Origin of the sequence: Paracoccus sp. 08 (assembly GCF_024105395.1) — a bacterium.
Taxonomy (GTDB): domain Bacteria; phylum Pseudomonadota; class Alphaproteobacteria; order Rhodobacterales; family Rhodobacteraceae; genus Paracoccus; species Paracoccus marcusii.
This window is the reverse complement of sequence record NZ_WEKR01000039.1, coordinates 1-20,869: the sequence shown is the minus strand read 5'-3', so window position 1 is coordinate 20,869 and position 20,869 is coordinate 1. Positions and strand designations below refer to the sequence as shown.

17 protein-coding genes are annotated in these 20,869 nt (G+C 69.3%); 4 read left to right on the top strand and 13 right to left on the bottom strand.

Translation table 11 applies throughout. The features are described from left to right. The 5 genes from GBO37_RS12990 to GBO37_RS12970 all read right to left on the bottom strand — a co-directional run. The coding region (locus tag GBO37_RS12990) for a biotin carboxylase N-terminal domain-containing protein (RefSeq protein WP_252929423.1) at nucleotides 1–1,798 on the bottom strand (1,798 nt) is incomplete at its 3' end. 10 nt (nucleotides 1,799–1,808) lie between these two features. Continuing rightward, nucleotides 1,809–3,413: a carboxyl transferase domain-containing protein gene (locus GBO37_RS12985; RefSeq protein ID WP_045983023.1), complete on the bottom strand. Its 1,605-nt coding sequence runs from the start codon at nucleotides 3,411–3,413 to the stop codon at nucleotides 1,809–1,811. Next, the gene (locus GBO37_RS12980) at nucleotides 3,410–4,957 is read right to left on the bottom strand and encodes an AMP-binding protein (RefSeq protein WP_252929421.1); all 1,548 of its coding nucleotides are present in this window, start codon (nucleotides 4,955–4,957) and stop codon (nucleotides 3,410–3,412) included. Before GBO37_RS12980 ends, GBO37_RS12985 begins: the two co-directional genes overlap by 4 nt. 1 nt (nucleotide 4,958) lies before the next feature. Then, a complete protein-coding gene (locus tag GBO37_RS12975) occupies nucleotides 4,959–5,420 on the bottom strand; it encodes a lysozyme inhibitor LprI family protein (RefSeq protein ID WP_252929425.1) in 462 nt (153 codons plus the stop codon). Then, entirely contained in the window at nucleotides 5,420–6,472 is a 1,053-nt protein-coding gene (locus GBO37_RS12970; RefSeq protein ID WP_305884484.1) for an acyl-CoA dehydrogenase family protein, read from the bottom strand. Before GBO37_RS12970 ends, GBO37_RS12975 begins: the two co-directional genes overlap by 1 nt. Before the next feature lie 144 nt (nucleotides 6,473–6,616). Here GBO37_RS12970 and GBO37_RS12965 point away from each other — a divergent pair, with 144 nt between their 5' ends. Together GBO37_RS12965 and cbiB are read left to right on the top strand one after the other, a co-directional pair. Beyond that, nucleotides 6,617–7,156 (top strand): histidine phosphatase family protein, encoded by a 540-nt coding sequence (locus tag GBO37_RS12965; RefSeq protein WP_252929419.1) that lies wholly within the window; start codon nucleotides 6,617–6,619, stop codon nucleotides 7,154–7,156. A gap of 1 nt (nucleotide 7,157) precedes the next feature. After that, nucleotides 7,158–8,069, top strand: coding sequence for an adenosylcobinamide-phosphate synthase CbiB (gene cbiB / locus GBO37_RS12960; protein ID WP_252929418.1), 912 nt, complete (start codon nucleotides 7,158–7,160; stop codon nucleotides 8,067–8,069). A 4-nt stretch (nucleotides 8,070–8,073) separates the two neighbouring features. Here cbiB and GBO37_RS12955 read toward each other — a convergent pair whose 3' ends face one another. The 5 genes from GBO37_RS12955 to GBO37_RS12935 form a co-directional block, all read right to left on the bottom strand. After that, nucleotides 8,074–8,850 carry a transglutaminase family protein gene (locus tag GBO37_RS12955; RefSeq protein ID WP_139598615.1) on the bottom strand — a complete coding sequence of 259 codons (777 nt, stop codon included), beginning with the start codon at nucleotides 8,848–8,850 and terminating at the stop codon, nucleotides 8,074–8,076. A 102-nt stretch (nucleotides 8,851–8,952) separates the two neighbouring features. Further along, the gene (locus GBO37_RS12950) at nucleotides 8,953–10,026 is read right to left on the bottom strand and encodes a sensor histidine kinase (protein ID WP_252929416.1); all 1,074 of its coding nucleotides are present in this window, start codon (nucleotides 10,024–10,026) and stop codon (nucleotides 8,953–8,955) included. Nucleotides 10,027–10,132: 106 nt separating this feature from the next. After that, nucleotides 10,133–11,356, bottom strand: coding sequence for an AGE family epimerase/isomerase (locus tag GBO37_RS12945; protein ID WP_371927575.1), 1,224 nt, complete (start codon nucleotides 11,354–11,356; stop codon nucleotides 10,133–10,135). A 10-nt stretch (nucleotides 11,357–11,366) separates the two neighbouring features. Then, nucleotides 11,367–13,658 carry a Tex family protein gene (locus GBO37_RS12940; protein ID WP_252929411.1) on the bottom strand — a complete coding sequence of 764 codons (2,292 nt, stop codon included), beginning with the start codon at nucleotides 13,656–13,658 and terminating at the stop codon, nucleotides 11,367–11,369. Between the two features lie 39 nt (nucleotides 13,659–13,697). Next, nucleotides 13,698–16,247 carry a cation:proton antiporter gene (locus GBO37_RS12935; protein ID WP_127898565.1) on the bottom strand — a complete coding sequence of 850 codons (2,550 nt, stop codon included), beginning with the start codon at nucleotides 16,245–16,247 and terminating at the stop codon, nucleotides 13,698–13,700. 217 nt (nucleotides 16,248–16,464) lie between these two features. Here GBO37_RS12935 and GBO37_RS12930 point away from each other — a divergent pair, with 217 nt between their 5' ends. Continuing rightward, nucleotides 16,465–17,532, top strand: coding sequence for an alkene reductase (locus GBO37_RS12930; RefSeq protein WP_252929408.1), 1,068 nt, complete (start codon nucleotides 16,465–16,467; stop codon nucleotides 17,530–17,532). A gap of 67 nt (nucleotides 17,533–17,599) precedes the next feature. Here GBO37_RS12930 and GBO37_RS12925 read toward each other — a convergent pair whose 3' ends face one another. From GBO37_RS12925 to GBO37_RS12915, 3 genes are all read right to left on the bottom strand, one after another. After that, nucleotides 17,600–17,869: a hypothetical protein gene (locus tag GBO37_RS12925; protein ID WP_045999139.1), complete on the bottom strand. Its 270-nt coding sequence runs from the start codon at nucleotides 17,867–17,869 to the stop codon at nucleotides 17,600–17,602. A 174-nt stretch (nucleotides 17,870–18,043) separates the two neighbouring features. Continuing rightward, on the bottom strand, nucleotides 18,044–19,450 hold the full coding sequence (gene glnA / locus GBO37_RS12920; protein ID WP_045983010.1) for a type I glutamate--ammonia ligase: 1,407 nt from the start codon (nucleotides 19,448–19,450) through the stop codon (nucleotides 18,044–18,046). A gap of 75 nt (nucleotides 19,451–19,525) precedes the next feature. After that, entirely contained in the window at nucleotides 19,526–19,864 is a 339-nt protein-coding gene (locus GBO37_RS12915; protein WP_042248864.1) for a P-II family nitrogen regulator, read from the bottom strand. 155 nt (nucleotides 19,865–20,019) lie between these two features. Here GBO37_RS12915 and GBO37_RS12910 point away from each other — a divergent pair. Next, nucleotides 20,020–20,869, top strand: an 850-nt coding sequence (locus GBO37_RS12910; RefSeq protein ID WP_252929406.1) for an NAD(P)H-hydrate epimerase, incomplete at its 3' end; no start/stop codon positions are given.

The window sequence follows — 20,869 nt, the reverse complement described above, 5'->3', positions numbered from 1 at the left end:
CCAGCACGGCCAGCCGGTCGCCCGCGGCGACGGCCTGTCCCGCCGTCACATGGACCGCCTTGACCAGCCCCGGCATGGGCGAACGCGTCACCCCGTCCCCTGCCCCGTCAGCCGCCTTGCGCGCTAAGGGGTCCAGCGGAGTCAGATGCACCACGCGGCCGCCAAAGACGCCGACGCCCGCCGGATGTGTCACGACGCGGTGGCGGCAGGGCTGCCCGTCCACCCACCAGCGCCCCGACTGCCAGCGCACCTCATGCGCGCGGTCCAGCGTGACGCGCGCCGCACCCGGCCCGGTCACCTCCAGCATCGCCTGACCGCCCTCCCATGCGATCGTCCGGCGCAGTGGCTGCCACAGGGTCGCGCCGCCGCGCCTGGCCGGATCGGCCAGCCCCGCCAGCCCGATGACGCCCAGAACCAGGGCGKCGCGATCCTCGGCCCCGCCGTCCAGCAGCGACGGCAGGTCACGGGCGATCAGGCCGGTGTCGACCTCGCCGCGCTTGAACCCGGCATGACGGGTCAGCGCGATCAGAAAGTCCAGGTTCGTGACCGAACCCGCAACCTCGGTATCGACCAGCGCCTGCTCCAGCGCGCGCAGCGCGATGGCGCGCGTCGCGCCATGGGTCACGACCTTGGCGATCATCGGGTCGTACCACGGGCTGATCGCGTCGCCAGGACGCACACCGGTCTCGATCCGGGCGTGATCGGCAAAGCGCAGATGCGCCAGTCGCCCGGTCGCGGGCAGAAAGCCCGCCGGCACGTCCTCGGCGTAAAGCCGCGCCTCGAAGGCGTGGCCGGTCAGGGCAATGTCCTCCTGCCGCGCGGGCAGAGCTTCTCCGCTGGCCACGCGCAGCTGCCATTCGACCAGATCGATGCCGGTCACGGCCTCGGTCACCGGATGCTCGACCTGCAGGCGGGTGTTCATCTCCATGAACCAGAACCCATCGGGCCGCAGCCCGTCCGCGCCGTCCACGATGAACTCGATCGTGCCCGCCCCGGCATAGCCGATGGCCTCGGCCGCGCGCACCGCCGCACCGCCCATCGCGGCCCGCATCGCGGGCGTCATGCCGGGGGCCGGGGCCTCCTCGATCACCTTCTGGTGGCGGCGCTGCAGACTGCAGTCGCGTTCATAAAGATGCACGGCGCGGGCGCCGTCGCCGAACACCTGCACCTCGATATGGCGCGGCTGCAGGATGTATTTCTCGATCAGCACGGCGGGGTTGCCGAAGGCGCCCTGCGCCTCGGACCGGGCGCTTTCCAGCGCATCGGCAAAGCCCAAGGGGTCGTCCACGCGCCGCATGCCCTTGCCGCCGCCGCCCGCCACGGCCTTGATCAGCACCGGATAGCCGATCCGCGCGGCTTCGGCCGCCAGATGGTCCGGGTCCTGATCCGCGCCGTGATAGCCGGGCACGACCGGCACGCCCGCCTTCTCCATCAGCGCCTTGGCCGCGTCCTTGAGGCCCATCGCCCGGATCGCCGCCGCCGATGGCCCGATGAAGACCAGCCCCGCCGCCACCACCGCATCGACGAAGTCGGGGTTCTCGGACAGGAAGCCGTAGCCCGGATGGATGGCCTGTGCGCCCGTGGCCTTGGCCGCCGCGATCACGCGGTCGCTGCGCAGATAACTGTCGGCGGGGGCCGGGCCGCCCAGATGCACGGCCTGATCGGCCATCTGGACATGGCGCGCATCGCGGTCGGCGTCGGAATAGACCGCGACCGTCGCCACGCCCAAGCGGCGGCAGGTGTCGATGACGCGGCAGGCGATCTCGCCCCGGTTGGCGATCAGGATCTTGTCGAACATGTCGTGCCCCTCACATGCGGAACAGGCCGAACCGCGTCGGCTGGATGGGTGCGTTCAGGCTGGCGCGCAGTGACAGGGCCAGGATGTCGCGCGATTGGCGCGGATCGATGATCCCGTCGTCCCACAGCCTCGCGGAGGCATAGAGGGGATGGGACTGGCGCTCGAACATCTCGACCGTGGGGCGCTTGAACTCGGCCTCGTCCTCGGGCGACCACTGGCCGCCGGCACGTTCGATCCCGTCGCGGCGGACGGTGGCCAGGACGCCCGCGGCCTGTTCGCCGCCCATCACGCTGATGCGGCTGTTGGGCCAGGTCCACAGGAAGCGCGGGGAATAGGCCCGCCCCGCCATGCCGTAATTGCCCGCGCCAAAGCTGCCGCCGACCAGCATGGTGATCTTGGGCACGTTGGTGGTGGCCACCGCGGTGACCATCTTGGCGCCGTGGCGGGCGATGCCCTCGTTCTCGTATTTGCGGCCGACCATGAAGCCGGTGATGTTCTGCAGGAACACCAGCGGAATGTTGCGGGTGCTGCACAGTTCGATGAAATGGGCGCCCTTCTGTGCGGCCTCTGAAAACAGCACGCCGTTGTTGGCGATGATGCCCACCGGGCAGCCGTCGACATGGGCAAAGCCCGTGACCAGCGTCTCGCCGAAGCGGGCCTTGAACTCGTCAAAGCGGCTGCCGTCGACGATGCGGGCGATGACCTCGCGGATGTCATAGGGGGTGCGCAGGTCGGCCGGCACCACGCCCAGGATCTCTTCGGGGTCATAGGCGGGCGGTTCCGGGGACTGCCAGACGACGGTGTCGGGACGGCGGCGGTTCAGGTTGGCGATGGCGCGGCGGGCCTGGGCCAGCGCATGGGCGTCGTCCTCGGCCAAGTAATCGGCCACGCCGGACAGACGGGTGTGCACGTCGCCGCCGCCCAGATCCTCGGACGTGACCACCTCGCCGGTGGCTGCCTTGACCAGTGGTGGACCGGCCAGAAAGATCGTCCCCTGGCCGCGCACGATAATCGTCACGTCGGACATGGCGGGAACATAGGCGCCGCCCGCGGTGCAGGACCCCATGACGACGGCGATCTGCGGGATGCCCTTGGCGCTCATCCGGGCCTGGTTGAAGAAGATGCGGCCGAAATGGTCGCGGTCGGGAAAGACCTCGTCCTGGTTGGGCAGGTTCGCGCCGCCGCTGTCGACCAGATAGACGCAGGGCAGCCCGCATTCCTCGGCGATCTCCTGGGCGCGCAGGTGCTTCTTGACCGTCATCGGGTAATAGGTGCCGCCCTTGACCGTCGCGTCATTGGCGACGACCATCACGTCCTGGCCATGCACCCGCCCGACCCCGGCGATGACCCCCGCACAGGGCGCGGCCCCGTCGTACAGGCCATGCGCGGCCAGCGCGCCGATCTCCAGGAACGGGCTGCCGGGGTCCAGAAGGTTCGCCACCCGTTCCCGCGGGGGCATCTTGCCGCGGCTGACGTGACGCTCCAGCGCCTTGGGGCCACCGCCGGCGATGGCAGCCTCAGCGGCCTCGCGGGCGGTCTCCAGCAGGGCCAGATGCGCGGTGCGGTTGGCGCGGAACCCCTCGGACGAAGGCAGCGCGGTCGAGGTCAGTTTCATCGTGTGGTCTCCTCGGCCAGGTCCAGATCGCGCAGCGCGCGACGCATGACCTTGCCGGTCACGGTCATGGGCAGGGCATCCAGAAAGGCGATCTCTCGGGGATAGGAATGGACGGCCGACCGGCTGCGGGCATGGGCCTGCAGGTCGGCGGCAAGGTCGGGCGACGGTTCATGGCCGGGCCGCAGCACGACGTAGGCCTTGACGATTTCGGTGCGCAGCGCACAGGGCTTGCCGACCACGGCGACCTGCGCCACGGCGGGATGGCGCAGCAGGCAGTCCTCGACCTCGGACGGCCCGATGCGGTACCCGGCCGAGGTGATGACGTCGTCTTCGCGTCCGACGAACTGGACATGGCCGTCCCGGATGACGCCCCGGTCGCCGGTCACCAGCCAGTCGCCGCGGAACTTGGCTGCGGTGGCCTGCGGGTTCCGCCAGTATTCCAGCATCATGCTGCCGGCGCCGCGGCGGATGGCGATGTCGCCCTCGGCATCGGTGGGCCGGCCCTGCGCGTCGATCACCGCCAAGTCAAACCCGGGCACCGTGCGCCCGATGGCGCCGGGACGGGCCGGAAACATCACGCCGCTGCCCGATGCGACCATGTTGCATTCGGTCTGACCATAGAATTCATTGATCTGCAGGCCGAATGCCTCCCGGCCCCAGTCCAGCATGGGGGCGCCAAGCGTCTCTCCGCCCGATGCGACGCTGCGCAGGCCGGGCAGGCGAACCCCCGCGACCTTGAGCATCCTCAGCGCGGTGGGCGGCAGAAACACGTTGCGGATGCCGCAGTCGCGGATCAGGCCCGCGACGGCATGTGGATCGAACTTGGCCATCGGGGTGGCGACCACGGGCACGCCAAGCGCAAGCCCCGGCATCGCCACGTCGAACAGACCGCCGATCCAGGCCCAGTCCGCGGGCGTCCAGATGACGTCGCCCGGCTGGCCCAGCAGGTCGTGGCTCATCTCGACCCCCGGCAGGTGACCGGTCAGCATGCGATGCCCGTGCAACGCGCCCTTGGGCGTGCCTGTCGTCCCCGAAGTATAGATGATCACCGCCGGGTCTTCCGGCCCGGTGTCGCGCGTGGCGAAGGGCCCGGCATCGGGCAGGCCGTCCTCGGGGACGATCACCCGCAGATGGGGAAACGGGGCCAGCATCCGGCGCCCTTGAGAGTCGGTGATGACGGTCGAGATACCCGCGTCGCGCAAACGCAGGTCCAGCGCATCCGGGCCGAACAGCTTGAACAGCGGGACCGAGATCGCGGCCGATTTCCACACCGCCAGATGCGCGGCCGCCGTCCAGGACGACTGCGTGCGCAGGATGCCGATCCGGTCGCCGCGATCGGCACCAAGCGCATGGGCCAGCGCATCGGTCATTGCCGCCAGCGTGGCGAAGGTCACCGGGTGCGGGGCACCGTCATGGTCGATGATCGCCACCCGGTCCGCAGCATGGGCCAGGCACTGGTCAGCCATGTTCAGCCGCGCGGGGTACTGCCAGCGGAAATCCCGGCACAGCCGCGCGTGGTCCGCGTGATGCAGCAGGCGTGCCATCTCAGGGGCCTTCGCGCAGATAGCCGTCCAGCTGGTTCGCCTGACGCGCGGTCAGGGTCAGCGCGCATTGCGCGGCTGCGGGCCCCGCGCCGGTGCCGCCGCCCCAACGCGTCGCCTCGTATTCGCAGGCCGCGTCGCGGAAGGCGATCCAGGCGCGCTGCATGTCGCGCAGGGCGCCCGCCTGACGCGGACCCGCGGCGTCCAAGCTGTCCAGTTCCGCATCGCCTGCCTCGGCCCGCGTCATCACCTCGCCATAGGCGGTGTTCAGGCGATCGTCCCACCAGTCGCGTTCGGCGCCCAGGCAGAACCCCATGCCGACCGTGCTGGACCCGCCCTCGCCCTCCATGCAGGCATTCGCGGCCAGGCCCGCACAGCTGTCGGGCGCCGCATCGCTGTCAAGGCAGGCCAGCACCGGCGCGGGATCAAAGGACGGCGCGTCCTGCGCCATCGCCGGGGCGGCCATCAGCGCCAACACGACGCCCCGCCAAGCGCCTGCACGGCCTGATGCGCCTGCACCATCGCCTGTTCGCTGGCATACAGAACCGCACCCGCCGCGTCCTGCCGCGTGACCTTGCCCGCGTCGCAGGCCCGCGCGACCTCGTAGACATAGGCGCGGGCGGTGTTCAGCGCGACATACATGTCGGCAATCTTGCCCTGCATCAGCTGGAACGACCCCACCGGCTGGCCAAACTGCTTGCGTTCGGCCACATAGGGCAGGACCTGATCCAGGCAGGCCGCCATGATACCGGTGCCGATGCCGGCCAGAACCACCCTCTCGTAGTCCAGGCCCGACATCAGCACCCGAACGCCCCGGCCCTCCTCGCCCAGGACGTTCTCGAACGGGATCTCGACATTGTCGAAGATCAACTCGCCCGTGTTCGATCCGCGCATCCCCAGCTTGTCGAAATGCGGGCTGGTGGTGAAACCGGCCATGTCGCGTTCGACGATGAATGCCGTGATGCCCTTCGACCCGGCCTCGGGGTCGGTCTTGGCATAGACCACCAGCGTCTGCGCGTCGGGCGCGTTGGTGATCCAGTACTTGCTGCCGTTCAGCACGTAACGGTCGTTCTTCTTCTCGGCGCGCAGGCGCATCGCGACGACGTCGCTGCCCGCGCTTTCCTCGGACATGGCCAGGGCACCGACGGCCTTGCCGCTGCACAGGTCGGGCAGGTATTTCGCACGCTGCGCATCGGTGCCGTTCAGCTTGATCTGGTTCACGCACAGGTTCGAATGCGCGCCATAGGACAGGCTGATCGACGCGCTGGCCCGCGCGATCTCCTCGACCGCGATCACATGCGCCAGATAGCCCATGCCCGACCCGCCGTACTGTTCATCCACCGTGATGCCCAGCAGGCCAAGATCGCCCATCTCGGTCCACAGCTGGTTGGGAAAGGCGTTGGTGCGGTCGGTCTCGGCCGCCAGGGGCGCGACGCGATCGGTGGCCCATCCGTGGACCATCTCGCGCAGCGCGTTCACATCCTCGCCCAGATCGAATTCCATGCCCCGCGTGAACATCGCGATCCCCCCTCCCCGGTTATTGAACGCTTGTTCATTTCCATAGCGCAGGCCGCGCCCGCCCGTCAAGCAGGCTGCGCCGGTTGGGCCGATGCGTCAAGCGCGGGGCTTGTCCCTACCCGCCCGACGCGCCAAAGGAGGGCGATGCGACTGATGATGCTGCGCCATGCCCCCAGTCTTGCCGACGGCCTGCTGGCCGGCCGGCGCGACGTGCCTGCCGATTGCGGCGATTCTGCCGCATTCGCGCGCCAGGCGGCCCGCCTGCGTCCCGCCCAGGTCATCGCCAGCCCGGCGCTGCGCTGTCGTCAGACGGCCACCGCCCTGGGGCTTGTGCCCGACCGGCTGGAGCCCGCGCTGTGGGAACAGGACCTGGGCGCGTGGGAGGGGATGGACCCGTCGCGCCTGCCCGACCTTGGTCCCCTGCCCCTCGATGCCTTGGCCTGCCACCGCCCCGACGGCGGTGAAAGCTTCGATGACATGGCCGCGCGGGTGATCCCGGTCCTACAGGCACTGCAGCGGGACACGGTGATCGTGGCGCATGCGGGCACTGTGCGCGCGGCGCTGTCCATGGTGGTCGGGCCTGCCGCCCTGTCCTTCGCGGTGGCGCCCCTGTCGCTGACCGTGCTGCAGCGCGCCGGTGCCGATTGGGCGGTGCAGACCGTCAACCTCTGCGCAGGAGACTAGGATGGCCGTGATCGCCCTGCTGGCGCTGGTGCTGGATGTGCTGATCGGTTGGCCCGATGCGGTCTATCGCCGGGTCGGGCATCCGGTGACCTGGGCCGGGCGTCTGATCGCCGCGCTGGATCGCACGCTGAACCAAGGCCGGGCGCGGCGCGCCAAGGGTGCGCTGACCGTGGTCGTCGTCCTGCTGGCGGCCATGATCCCCGCCGTCCTGATCCAGGCATGGCTGGGCCCGTGGGTCGCGGCCGTGCTGGCGTGGCCGCTGGTCGCGGCGCGGTCGCTGGATCAGCACCTGCGCGCGGKGGCCGTTCCCCTGGCGGCGGGCGACCTGGCCGCCGCTCGCGGTGCGACCGCGATGATCGTGGGGCGCGACGTCACCCAGGCCGATACGCCCGCCCTGTCCCGCGCCAGCCTTGAAAGCCTGGCCGAGAATTTCAGCGACGGCGTCATCGCGCCGCTGTTCTGGGCGGCGGTCGGCGGGCTGCCGGGCATCGCGGCCTACAAGGCGATCAACACGATGGATTCGATGATCGGCCACCGCACTCCCCGGCACGAGGCGTTCGGCATGATCGCCGCGCGCCTGGACGACGTGGCGAACCTGATTCCCGCGCGGCTGTCGGCGGGGCTGATCGCGATCGCGTCCGGTCGGCGCGCGAGGGCCGCGCTGCGGGTGACGCTGCGCGACGCGTCTGCCCACCGGTCACCCAACGCCGGCTGGCCCGAGGGCGCGATGGCCGGGGCCCTAGACTGCCGGTTGTCGGGTCCGCGCGTCTATGCCGACCGGGTCGCGGACGAGCCGTGGCTGAATGCCGCCGCGCCCGACCCGGATGCGGCGGACCTGCGCCGGGGCATCGCGCTGATCCGTCGCGCCACGGTGGTCGCGGCGCTGCTGCTGGCCGCGGTGGCGCTGCTCTGACGGATCAGAACAGCATGACCTCGACGCTTTGCGTGCGCAGTTCCGCGACCGAGTTCGTGGTCAGGAACGCCACGTCCGCCGCGTCGCGCCCGACCGCGACCAGGGCCATCTGGTCCGCATGGGCCATGCCGGTCGGATCGACCAGGTGCCAGTCGCCGCCCAGATAGACCTGCACGACCGCGTGGAAATCCTGCGGCTGGACATGGGGGGCATAGACGCTGGCGATGCGTGCGGGGATCTGCTGCGCGCGGCACAGCGCGATCAGCAGATGCGCATAGTCCCGGCAGACGCCGCGCCGGTCCAGGAAGGTGTCCGCCGCCGTTGTGTCCCCGTCGCTGGTTCCGGCGACATAGTCCAGGTTGCGTTCCACCCAATCGCGCATCGCGGCGACCAGCGGGCCACCCGTCAGCCCCTCGAACCGAGAGCCGGTGAAATGGCCGAACCGTTCCGACTGGCAATAGCGCGACGGCAGAAGATAGCGCAGCGCGTCGCCGGGCATGTCCTCGACCTCGACGGCCTGCAGGCTGGCCAGATCGGGACGCGGGCGGGTCACCTGTACCTCGGCCGAATAACGGCAGGTCAGCCGATCCTGCAGGCGCATGACGATGCGTTCGCCGATGCCCTCCTCGGCCGGAACGCGGGCCAGCTTCAGGGGCTGGCCCAGGTCGATGTTGGTGCGGTTCAGGATCTGTCCGTGAACGCCCGCCGCCTCGATCAGCAGCAGCGCGGGCCCGGGCGATTCCAGCGCATAGTCAAGCGTCACGTCGATCTTCATCCGCATCGGCGGCTCCTGTCAGGTTGGGGTGGGTCGGGAAAGGGGCAGAGCCGTGCCCGCTTGCGCGGCCATTGTCAATCGTCAAGCGGCGGCTTGGTTCCGCGGGCGTCAGGATGACGCAGCCGCATCCAGCATCACGGTGACGCGGAACCGGGCACCGCCCCGGTCAGAGGCACCGTGATCCAGCCCACCGCCCATCTGGCGGGCATAGATCAGGCAGATCTGCATGCCCAGCCCGCGCGCCGCATCCGGGTCGAACCCGGCAGGCAGGCCCGGCCCGTCATCCGACAACGTAACGCTCAACGCGCCCGCGTTCTGCGCCAGGTCCAGCCACAGCCCCGGCCGCCGGCCCGGATGCGCGTGCTTGACGGCATTGCCGATCAGTTCGGCCAGGATCTGGCCGATCGCTGCCGCCTGCCCCGCCGTCACCCGCAGATCGCCCGCCAGCGCGTCGTTCACGGTGATCGTCACCTCCAGGGCCTGCGCCAGGTCGGTTGCCAGCGCCCCGACATAATCGCGCAGGCTTACATCGCGGCTGCCCGGGTCCAGGTGCAGCTGGTCGTGCACCCGCGCCAGGGTCGAGATGCGGTTCGCCGCATCGGACAGCTGCGCGCCTGCCGGGCCACCGGCCTGCTGGCGCGCCTGCATCCGCAGAAGGGCGATGACCGCGGCAAAGCTGTTCTTCACCCGGTGGTCGATCTCTCCCATCAGGATGTGCTGACGGGCGATGGCCTCGTCCTTGCGGGCGACCTCCTGCTGCAGCTGCTGTCGGATGGTCACGCTGTCGGTCACGTCGCGCGACGACGCCAGGATGTGCGCCACGCGGCCCGCCGCGTCCCGGACCCCCGACACGGTGACGTGCCACCAGCGCGGTGTGCCGCGCGCGGTCGGGCAGAAGGCCTCGAACCGGGTCACGGCGCCGGTCAGCGCCGCCTGCATCGCGTCGTTCAGCATCCGGTCCGCCTCGGGCGGCCACATCGACGGCCAGGGCCGCTGATCGACGCTGGCGAAATCGTCGATCTCCATCGCGCACAACCCGTTGCCGTTCATGAAGATCAGCCGCCCCTCGGGGTCCAGCAGCTTGATGCAATCCGGCGAGGCATCCAGAACCGACAGCGCGAATCCCGCTTCGGACCCGGCCAGCAGGTCGATCGCGCGCAAATTCGGATCGGTTGGAACCATGGATGAACCCGACAGTGACGCGGGCCTGTCCCGGCCCGCCGCTTGACGTCCCGCTTGGCCCTCCGGCCCGGTCACGTCAAGGACCAATCCGGACGGCACAGAAAGGTTAGCCAAGGCCCGCCGCGCCGCGCAAGGGACATCTGCGGGCCAGATCGCGCGCCTGATGCGACACGCCCCGCGCCAGCGGCAGCAGGTCCGCCTGCAGCGCGTGATAGATGTCGGGCTTGCCCCGGAACTGCGTCGCGGCCGGGCGGTCGTCATCGCCCAGTTCGGGGAACCACCCGCCGCGGGCATGGTCGATCAGATGCCCGTCCGCGAAGGCCCACAGGCGGCGGTACCACTCGCCGTCGCCGGGTCGGGGGTCCAGCTTGATCAGGGCCGCCAGCGCGCCGATCGCCTCGGTCACCGGCCACCAATAGCGCGCCGGATTGTCCACGCGACCGTCGCGCAGCGTATAGGCCAGCCCGCCCCGGTCGGCCCAGGCATCCGCCAGCGCCGTATCGACCAGCGCACGCGCCTGCGCGACCGCGCCTGTGTCGGGGCGCCCGGCCAGATCCCACCAGTGCAGCAGCAGGCGCGCCATCTCGAAGCTGTGGCCCGGCGTGGTACCGGCGGGGCGGAACATCGGGTTGCCGGCATAGGCATGGTCGGGCCGCCAGCGGTCGTCGTAATGTTCCGGGATGCGCCAGCCATGCGCCGCCGCCTGCCCCGCGATGAAGAAATCCAGGATCCGCCCCGCACGGTCCAGATGGACGGGCGCACCGGTCGCCTCGAACGCGGCCAGCAGCGCCTCGACCCCGTGCATGTTGGCGTTCATGCCGCGATAGGTCGAGAACGCCTGCCAGTCGCGCGTGAACTCGTCGCGGAACAGTCCCGCGTCGTCGTCCCAATAGTGGCGGTCCAGTACCTGCGTGATGTCGGCCAGAAGGCGATCCGAATCGGGGTGCCCGATCATCTTGGCGCTGGACGCGGCCAGCAGCACGAAGACATGGCCATAGGCCAGCTTGGGCCCTTCGACCGGCGCGGTGCCGTCCACGGCCCACAGATAGCCGCCGTGATCGGTGTCGCGATGCGCGCGCCACAGCCAGTCCATGCCCTGATCCACGATCCCCGCGCGGTCCGGCCGCCCGGCCATCTGCGCCAGCGCATAGGAATGGACCAGCCGCGTGGTCGTGTGCAGCTCCTGCACCGTGCCCGGCAGAGGGGTGCCGTCCAGGTCCAGCACATGAAAGCCGCCCTCGGGCCGGATGCTGGCATCGAAGAAGTCCAGCGCCCGGTGCGCGTCGCGCGCCAGAAAGGCGCGGTGATCGGTGTCGTCAAGCACGCTCATGGCCATCCCCTCAGCGTTTGCGCAGCGCGTCGGCCAGGGCCGAACCGAATGCGCCCGCCCCCTTGGGCGCGGCCTGCGCCGCACGGGGCGCGGGCTTCGCGGTCTCGCGCGCCGGGCGGTCGGTGGGGGCGTTGTCCTTGCGCATGGTCAGGCCGATGCGCTTGCGGGCCACGTCCACCTCGGTCACGCGGACGCGGACCACGTCGCCGGCCTTGACCACTTCGTGGGGGTCCTTCACGAAGCGGTCGGCCAGTTGGCTGACATGGACCAGCCCGTCCTGATGCACCCCGATATCGACGAAGGCGCCAAAGGCGGCGACGTTCGTCACCGTCCCCTCCAGCGACATGCCGGGGCGCAGGTCGCCGATCGCCTCGACGCCATCGGCAAAGGTCGCGGTGACGAAGCCGGGGCGCGGGTCGCGGCCGGGCTTCTCAAGCTCCGACAGGATGTCGCGCACGGTGGGCAGGCCGAAATCCTCGGTGACGAAATCCTGCGCCCGCATCGATTTGAGCGTCGTGCTGTCGCCCATCAGCGACCGCAGATCACGCCCGCAGGCGGCCACGATCTTGCGCGCGACGCCGTAAGCTTCGGGATGGACGGCAGATGCGTCCAGCGGCTCGGATCCTTGGACGCGCAGGAACCCCGCGCATTGCTGGAACGCCTTGGGGCCCAGACCCGCGACCTTCTTCAGCGCGGCGCGGGACGGGAAGGCGCCGGTCGCATCCCGATGCGCGACGATGGCCTGCGCCAGCGACGGCCCCAGCCCCGCCACATGCGTCAGCAGCGCCGCAGAGGCCGTGTTCAGATCGACGCCCACCGCGTTCACGGCATCCTCGACCACGGCCTCCAGCGATTTTGCCAGCTGCCGTTGGTCCACGTCATGCTGGTATTGCCCCACGCCGATGGACTGCGGCGGCACCTTGACCAGTTCGGCCAGCGGGTCCTGCAACCGGCGCGCGATGCTGACCGCGCCGCGCAGGGAGACGTCCAGGCCGGGAAACTCCTTCGCGGCCAGTTCGGACGCGGAATAGACCGAGGCCCCGGCCTCGGACACGATCACCTTGGTCGGCGCCTTCACCCCCTTGGGCAGGCGCTTCAGCACATCGGCGACCAGACGCTCGTTCTCGCGGCTGGCGGTGCCGTTGCCGATGGCGATCAGGTCGACGCCATGCCTGGCGATCAGCGCCGCCAGCGTGGCCTCTGCCCCGCGCAGGTCGTTCTTGGGCTGGAACGGATAGATGGTCGCGGTGTCCAACAGCTTGCCGGTGCCGTCCACGACCGCGATCTTGCAGCCGGTGCGGATGCCGGGGTCCAGCCCCAGGGTCGCGCGAGGCCCGGCGGGTGCCGCCAGCAGCAGGTCGCGCAGGTTGCGGGCAAAGACCTGGATCGCCTCGGCATGGGCACGGGCGCGCAATTCGGTCAGCAGGTCGATATACATCGTGTTCGACAGCCGCACCCGCCAGGCCCAGCCCGCGACGCCGCGCAGCCAGTCGGCGCCCGGCCCCTGCCCGACCGCGCCCAGACCCCGCGCCACGATCCCCTCGGCCCGCGCGGTGCCGGTGTCCGGTTCGGGGGCGATGTCAATGGTCACGACCTCCTCCTTGGCGGCGCGCAGGATGGCCAGCGCGCGGTGGCCGGGAATGCCCGACCAGGTTTCCGAATGCGCGAAATAGTCGCTGAACTTGGCGCCCGCCTCCTCCTTGCCGGCCACCACGCGGGCGGCGATCACCGCATTGCCGCGCATGAACTCGCGCAGCGGGCCCAGAACCTCGGCATTTTCCGACAGCTCCTCGACCAGGATGTCGCGGGCGCCGTCCAGCGCGGCCTTGGGCGTCTCGACCGCGCCCGTCACATAGGTGGGCGCCAGAGTCGCCGGATCGCGCGACGGATCGGCCTGGATCGCGCGCAGCAGCGGCTCCAGACCGTTCTCGCGCGCGATCATTGCCTTGGTCCGGCGCTTCGGCTTGAAGGGCAGATAGATGTCCTCCAGCGCGGCCTTGGTCTCGGCCGCGCCGATGGCACGGGACAGATCGTCGGTCAGCTTGCCTTGGTCGCGGATCGATCCCAGGATCGCCGTGCGCCGCGCCTCCATCTCTCGCAGATAGGACAGGCGGTCGGCCAAGGTCCGCAGCTGCGTGTCGTCCAGGCCCCCCGTCACCTCCTTGCGGTAACGTGCGACAAAGGGAACCGTCGCGCCCCCGTCCAGCAGGTCGGAGGCGGCCGTGACCTGCGCGGGGCTGGCGCCGATCTCGGTCGCGATCTGGCGGGCGATGCGGGTGGCGGTCTGGGCAGAGATGTCCATGCGTGGGGGCCTTGTCGTCCGTGGGTCTTGCGCCCCGGTCTAGCCGCTTGCGGCGGTCTCGCCAAGCGGGGCGTCCTGGGCCAGTTCAGGCATGCGCAGGACCTCTCCGGCGACGGTCTTGCCGACGACGCTGTCGCGCACCGCCTTGCGCAGCGCGGCGGACCGTTTCAGCAGGCGGCGGAACCCAGCCTCGTCCAGCACCAACAGCGTGCTGGGGGTGATCGCGCGGACCTCCGCCTTGCGGATGCGGCGGGTCAGCACGCCCATCTGGCCGAACATCTCTCCGCGGCCAAGGCGCGCGGTCTGGCCCGCGACCTCCTGCTCGACCGCGCCCGAAGCCACGAAGAAGACCGACCGCGCGGGCGTGTCCTTGCGGGTGATCACATGGCCCGCATTGACGTAACGCGTGCGGATCTCTCGGCTCAGGCGCTTCAGTTCCGCATCGTCCAGATCGGCGAACAGCGGGAATTGCCGCACGACCTGGTTCTTGCGCAGGGCCAGGTCCAGCTTGGGGCGGCCTTCGGACTGCTGGCGCCGCTGGCGGACATCGTCCATCAGCTGGATGTGCACCTCGGCGCCGATCAGGCCGTCGTCGCGCAGGGCGTTGTACTCGCGCTCCTCCAGCCGCAGCGCGGTGCGGCGGATGAAGCGGCGCTCCAGCTCCTCGGCATAGCCGGGAAACTGCAGGCGCAGGCCCTCCAGGGCGGTCTCCACCGCCTCGATCCGCCGCTGCAGCAATTCGTGCAGCAGTTCGGCCACGCGCCGGCCGTGAATGCGCCGGATGCGGCGGTCGATGAACCCGTGAAGATCCCGCAGGATCAGACGCTTGCCCAGCAACATCTCGAACCGGTCCGCGGTCATGCGGGCCAGCGGGCCGGCCACGCCGATGCGGTTGCGCAGGAAGGCCGCGAACCGGAACGCCGGGCCATAGCGCAAATTGCGCCGTGCCGCGCGCTGATAGCCTGTGCGGCCGCCGGAACGCGCGCCCTCGATCACCCGGTCGGCGTCGAACAGCGCCTGTTCCGACAGTCGCGCCGAGATCGCCCGCTCGCGGAACCGCTGGACGATCATCTCGCGCTCGTGCGCGGCCAGGGCGATCAGGCCCAGGGTGATGCGGTCGCGGTCCAGGATCTCGGCATTGTCCTCGGCCTCGGCGGCCTCGACGGCATTGTCCAGCCGGGCGGCAAAGCGCTTGGCCTCGGAGCGCACCGTCTCCCGGGTCAGGTCATAGTTCTCGGTGACCGAGGCGACGCCCTCGCGCACCGACTGCAGCGCGACGGCGACGACCTGGTTCGACAGCGCCCGGTCCAGCGGCGACAGCTTGTCCAGCCCCAGAAGGGCGATGACACCGCGCAGCGTGGTGCCCTGCACGATCAGCGTGAACAGGGTGAAGCCGGTGGCCAGGATGCCGACGATGCGCTTCGTCTCGACCGGCACGCGCAGGTTCTCGGTCACCGCCAGGGCCAGCGCCAGGGTGACTGCGCCGCGCAGCCCGCCCCACATGATCGCCACGCGATAGGGGCGCTGGATCTTGGGCGACAGGCGCAGCGTGGTCAGCATCGGCAGCAGCACGAACAGGATCAGCGCCCGCGCGACGAAGGCCGCGATCACCACCACGCCGACCAGGAACAGGTCGTTCAGCCGCACCTCGCCCAGCAGGCGCGGGATCAGCAGCGCCGCCAGGATGAAGATCAGCGCCCCGGCCCAATGCGCCAGCAGGCCCCAGACCTCCTTGAGGTTGACCCAGAATGCAGGCGCCAGGCGGCCCGGGCCCATCAGGTTCAGCGTCAGGCCGGACACGACGACGGCAATCACGCCCGACGCGCCCAGCAGCTGTTCCGCGCCGATATAGGCCAGGTAAGGGACCGCGACCGAAACGGATATCTGCGCCGTCTCGAACCGCCCGAACAGGCTCATCAACGCCAGCGCGATCCGCGCGACCAGCCACCCGGCCAGCACGCCACCCACGATCAGGCCGGGGAACTGGCCCAGGGCCTCGCCCAGCTGCGGGTTCGGGACGCCCAGCATGACATAGGTCAGGAACAGGCCGAACAGCGCGATGGCGGCGGCGTCGTTCAACAGCGACTCGCCCTCGACGATGCGGGACAGGCGCTTGGGCGCGGACAGGCTGCGGAAGATGCTGACGACCGCCGAAGGGTCGGTGGTCGACACGATCGCCCCGATCAGCAGGCCCACCATCAGCGGCAGCCCCCCGATCCAGTGCAGCGCGAAACCGATGGTCAGGGTGGCCGCCACCACGGCCACCACGGCCAGCGTCAGGATCGGCACCCAGTCATCCATCATCCGCCGGATGTTCATCTCCAGCGTCGCCTGAAAGATCAGCGTCGGCAGGAAGACGTACATGAACACGCTGGACCGGATCGGCAGCGACAGAATGCCGACCGCCACCGGATTCAGCGTCTCTGTCACGTTGGTGCGCAGCAGGAACAGGGCGCCGCCGCCGATCAGGATACCCACCGCCGCCAGCATCACGCTGAACGGAAGGCGCAGGCGTGCGGCCAGGGGTTCCGCCGCTGCGATCAGCAGGAACAGCACCGCGGTAAAGGCAGTCAGCAACATGATATCCATGGCTTTCTGGATAGTCGCGGACCGGCCGACATGGAAGGCCAACCCCGCCGCCCGCGCGCGTTTTTCTGCGCCGGTGACGGCGATGTGACGACGCGGCAGGCGGCCTTGAAATCGGGTCGCGTCACGCACAGCTGAAGGCCCGTGGGGCGCAGGGCGCCCCTCACTGACATTCCGGGCCGGACGGCCCCACAAGCAAGATCAAGAAAGGAGGACCCGCATGTCCTCGATGTTCGAACCCGTGACCCTGGGGGCGGTGACGCTGCGCAACCGGATCGTGATGGCCCCGCTGACCCGGTCGCGGGCGGGCGATGCACGCGTGCCCAACGACCTGATGGTCGAATACTATCGCCAGCGCGCCGGCGCCGGCCTGATCCTGTCCGAAGCGACCAGCATCATGCCGATGGGCGTGGGATACGAGGCGACGCCCGGCATCTGGAACGACGACCAGATCGCCGGCTGGTCGAAGGTGACCCAGGCCGTGCACGAACGCGACGGCCTGATCTACCTGCAGCTGTGGCATGTGGGCCGCATTTCCGACCCGCAGCTGCTGGGCGGGCAGCTGCCGGTGGCGCCGTCGTCGATCCAGCCGGGCGGGCATGTCAGCCTGCTGCGTCCCAAGCGTGCCTATGTCACGCCCCGCGCCCTGACCACCGAGGAGATCCCCGGCATCGTCGAGGCCTATCGCCAGGCGGCCGAGAACGCGCGCCACGCGGGCTTTGACGGGGTCGAGATCCACGCCGCGAACGGCTATCTGATCGACCAGTTCCTGCAGGACCGCAGCAACACCCGCACCGACCAGTATGGCGGCGACATCCAGAACCGCGTCCGCTTCCTGAACGAGATCACCGACGCGGTGGTCGGCGTCTGGGGCGGCGACCGGGTCGGTGTCCACCTGGCGCCCCGCGGCGACAGCCATGACATGGGCGACAGCGATGCCCGCGCGCTGTTCACGCAGGTCGCCCGCGACATGCGCGCGCGCGGCGTGGCCTTCCTGTGCCTGCGCGAACGCGTGGCCGAGGACAGCCTGCTGGACGCCATCCGCGACGCCTTCGGCGGCCCGGTCATCGCGAACGAGGGCCTGACCCGCGAAAGCGCCGAGGCCCTGCTGGCCGAGGGTCGCGCCGATGCCGTGGCCTTCGGGCGCGATTTCATCGCGACGCCGGACCTGCCCGAACGGTTCCGTCGCGGCCTGCCGCTGAACGACCAGGACCCGGCCACATTCTATGCAGGCGGCGCCGAGGGATACACCGACTATCCCACCGCCTCCGACATCGCCGCGGAATGATCCGGCGTCACGCATGACAAAGGGGGCGGCCCATCGGACCGCCCCCTTTCTGCAACGCTGACGACGATCAGCTGTCGTCGCGGCTGGACCGCATGGCCGCGTCACCGGCCGACGGCAGCAGCGTGACGGACACGACATCGTCGGCCATCAGGTTGCGCTGGCCCAGTTCGCGGGCGGTGAACAGATCACCGGCGCGACGTTCGACCTTGACCTGCGCCATGGGCGCTGGCGCGAAATCGGGGCGTTCGCTCATGCCTGCCAGGCCGGCGGCGGCGGGCAGTGCGGACAGCGCCATCAGGGCGGCGGTGGTGGCGGCGGCAACAAGACGTTTCATCATGTCTCTCCTGGGTGTCATGTGGGTGGACCGTGTCGATCCATGCTTACAGACACGCCGGAAACCGACTTTCGTGACACCCTGTCACCAAACCGTGTTGTTCCGTGTGGTCGTCGTGATCGCATGAGAAAGGGGCGGCCCCGCAGGACCGCCCCCCGATCTGATCCGCGGACGGGATCAGCAGCTGTAATACATCGCGTATTCGATGGGATGGGGGGTATGCTCGTAGGCATAGACCTCTTCCCACTTCAGCGCGATATAGCCTTCCAGCTGGTCGCGGGTGAACACGTCGCCCTGCAGCAGGAAGTCCATGTCCTTTTCCAGCTCCTCCAATGCCTCGCGCAAGGATCCGCAGACGGTCGGGATTTCGGCCAGCTCTTCGGGCGGCAGGTCGTAGAGATCCTTGTCCGAGGCCGGGCCCGGATCGATCTTGTTCTTGATGCCGTCCAGGCCCGCCATCAGCAGCGCCGCAAAGCACAGGTACGGGTTGGCCGAGGGGTCGGGGAAACGCGCTTCGACGCGCTTGGCCTTGGGGCTCTCCGTCCACGGGATCCGGACGCAGCCCGAGCGGTTGCGGGCCGAGAACGCGCGCAGCACGGGGGCCTCGAAGCCCGGGATCAGGCGCTTGTAGCTGTTGGTCGACGGGTTGGTCAGCGCGTTCAGCGCCTTGGCATGCTTCAGGATGCCGCCGATGAAGTACAGCGCCTCCTGCGACAGGTCCGCATATTTGTCACCCGAGAACAGCGGCTTGCCGTCCTTCCAGATCGACATGTTGACGTGCATCCCCGACCCGTTGTCGCCCTTCATGGGCTTGGGCATGAAGGTGACCGACTTGCCATAGGCATGGGCCACGTTGTGGATGACATACTTGTATTTCTGGATGTTGTCGGCCTGCTCGACCAGACCACCGAAGATCAGACCCAGCTCGTGCTGGCAGGTCGCGACCTCGTGGTGGTGCTTGTCGACGCGCATGCCCATGCGCTTCATGGTGGACAGCATCTCGCCGCGGATATCCTGGGCGGTGTCGACGGGGTTGACCGGGAAATAGCCGCCCTTGTGGGCCGCGCGGTGACCGGTGTTGCCCATCTCGTATTCGGTGTCGGTGTTCCAGGCGGCATCGGCCGCGTCGATCTGGAACGACACCTTCTGCGGCGTCACCGAATAGCGCACGTCGTCGAAGATGAAGAATTCGGCCTCGGGGCCGAAATAGGCCGCATCACCGATCCCCGACGCCTTCAGATAGGCCTCGGCCTTTGCGGCGGTGCCGCGCGGGTCGCGCGAATAGGGCTCGTTCGTGTCGGGCTCGACCACGTTGCAGTGCACGCACAGCGTCTTTTCGGCATAGAACGGATCGATATAGACCGAGGCAGGGTCCAGGATCAGCTTCATGTCCGACTGGTCGATCGACTTCCAGCCCGCGATCGAGCTGCCGTCGAACATGAAGCCTTCCTCGAAGAAGTCCTCGTCGACTAGGTCGCGGTCCAGCGTCACGTGCTGCAGCTTGCCCTTGGGGTCGGTGAAGCGAACGTCGACATAGGCGACATCCTCGTCCTCGATCAGCTTCAAGACATCCTTGATTTGCATCTCTTCCCTTTCTTCGTAGATGCGGCCCGGCGGCCTGGGCCTGCCGGGCGCGAAGGCCTGTGTAACTTCGGTCGATCAGACGGCGTCGTCGCCCGTCTCTCCGGTCCGGATGCGGATCGCCTGTTCGACGGGCAAGACGAAGATCTTGCCGTCGCCGATCTTCTCGGTGCGCGCAGCGGCGACGATCGCCTCGATGGCGGCATCGACCTGATCGTCGGGCAGCACCATCTCGATCTTCACCTTGGGCAGGAAGTCGACGACATATTCAGCGCCGCGATACAGTTCGGTATGGCCCTTCTGACGACCGAAACCCTTGACCTCGGTCACGGAAAGACCCTGCACGCCGACTTCCTGCAGCGCCTCTTTGACATCGTCCAGCTTGAACGGCTTGATGATCGCCTCGATCTTCTTCATCGCAATAGACCCTTCCTCGCGGCTTGCCTGAAGACTGATTGGCGCGTTTGATGAACCGCGTAAATGCAGCAGCATGATCTTGGAAGCCCCCAAGCCGTTTGTCCGGCTCGTATGCCTAATATTTCACCATTCAGCCCAAGGATTAATCATCGACCATGATGGAAGGCAGTGAAATCGTCACCGTCGCTCAAATGCGCGCCATCGAATCCGCAGCGATAGGCAGCGGCGTGACGTCCGGGCTGAACCTGATGACCCGCGCGGGACGTGCCGTCGCGGGCCAGATCCGCCTGCGCTGGCCGCGTCCGGGGCGGGCGGTCGTCCTGTGCGGGCCGGGCGCGAATGGCGGCGACGGCTTTGTCGTGGCGCGCGCGCTGGCGCAGGCGGGCTGGCGGGTCGATGTGCTGGGCGCGGCCCCGCGACCGGGCTCCGACGCGGCGGCGGCGCGGGCGCAATGGCCTGGGCCGGTCCTGCCGCTAACCCGCGCGGCGCTGCGCGCCCTGCCCGATGCCGATGTCTATGTCGACGCGATCTTCGGCACCGGCCTAACCCGCCCGCCCGAGGACGAGATCGCGGCCCTGCTGCGCCATCTGGGCGGCGAGGGCGGCGACGGCGCCTTCTATCGCCCGCGCCTGGTCGCGGTGGATGCGCCAAGCGGTCTGTGCCTGGACAGCGGCGTGATCCTGGGCTCGGGGCGCGGCGCCCTGCCCTGGCACGCGCTGCGCGTCGCGATGACGGTGACCTTCGACAGCCCCAAGCCCGGTCACCTGCTGGAGCATGGCCCCCTGACCTGCGGGCAACTGGTCGTGGCCGATATCGGGTTGGAGCCGTTCCGCGTCCAGGGCGGGCGCGGCCTGCGCCCGGCGCTGATGACCGCGCTCTGGCCGCGCTTCGAGCTGGCCGACCGGCGCCGCGCGCAGGGGCCGGGCGGCGAAGGGCCCTGGCTGCGCAAGCAGCAGTCCGAAGGCGGGCACAAATATGCGCATGGCGCGGCGCTGATCGTGGCGG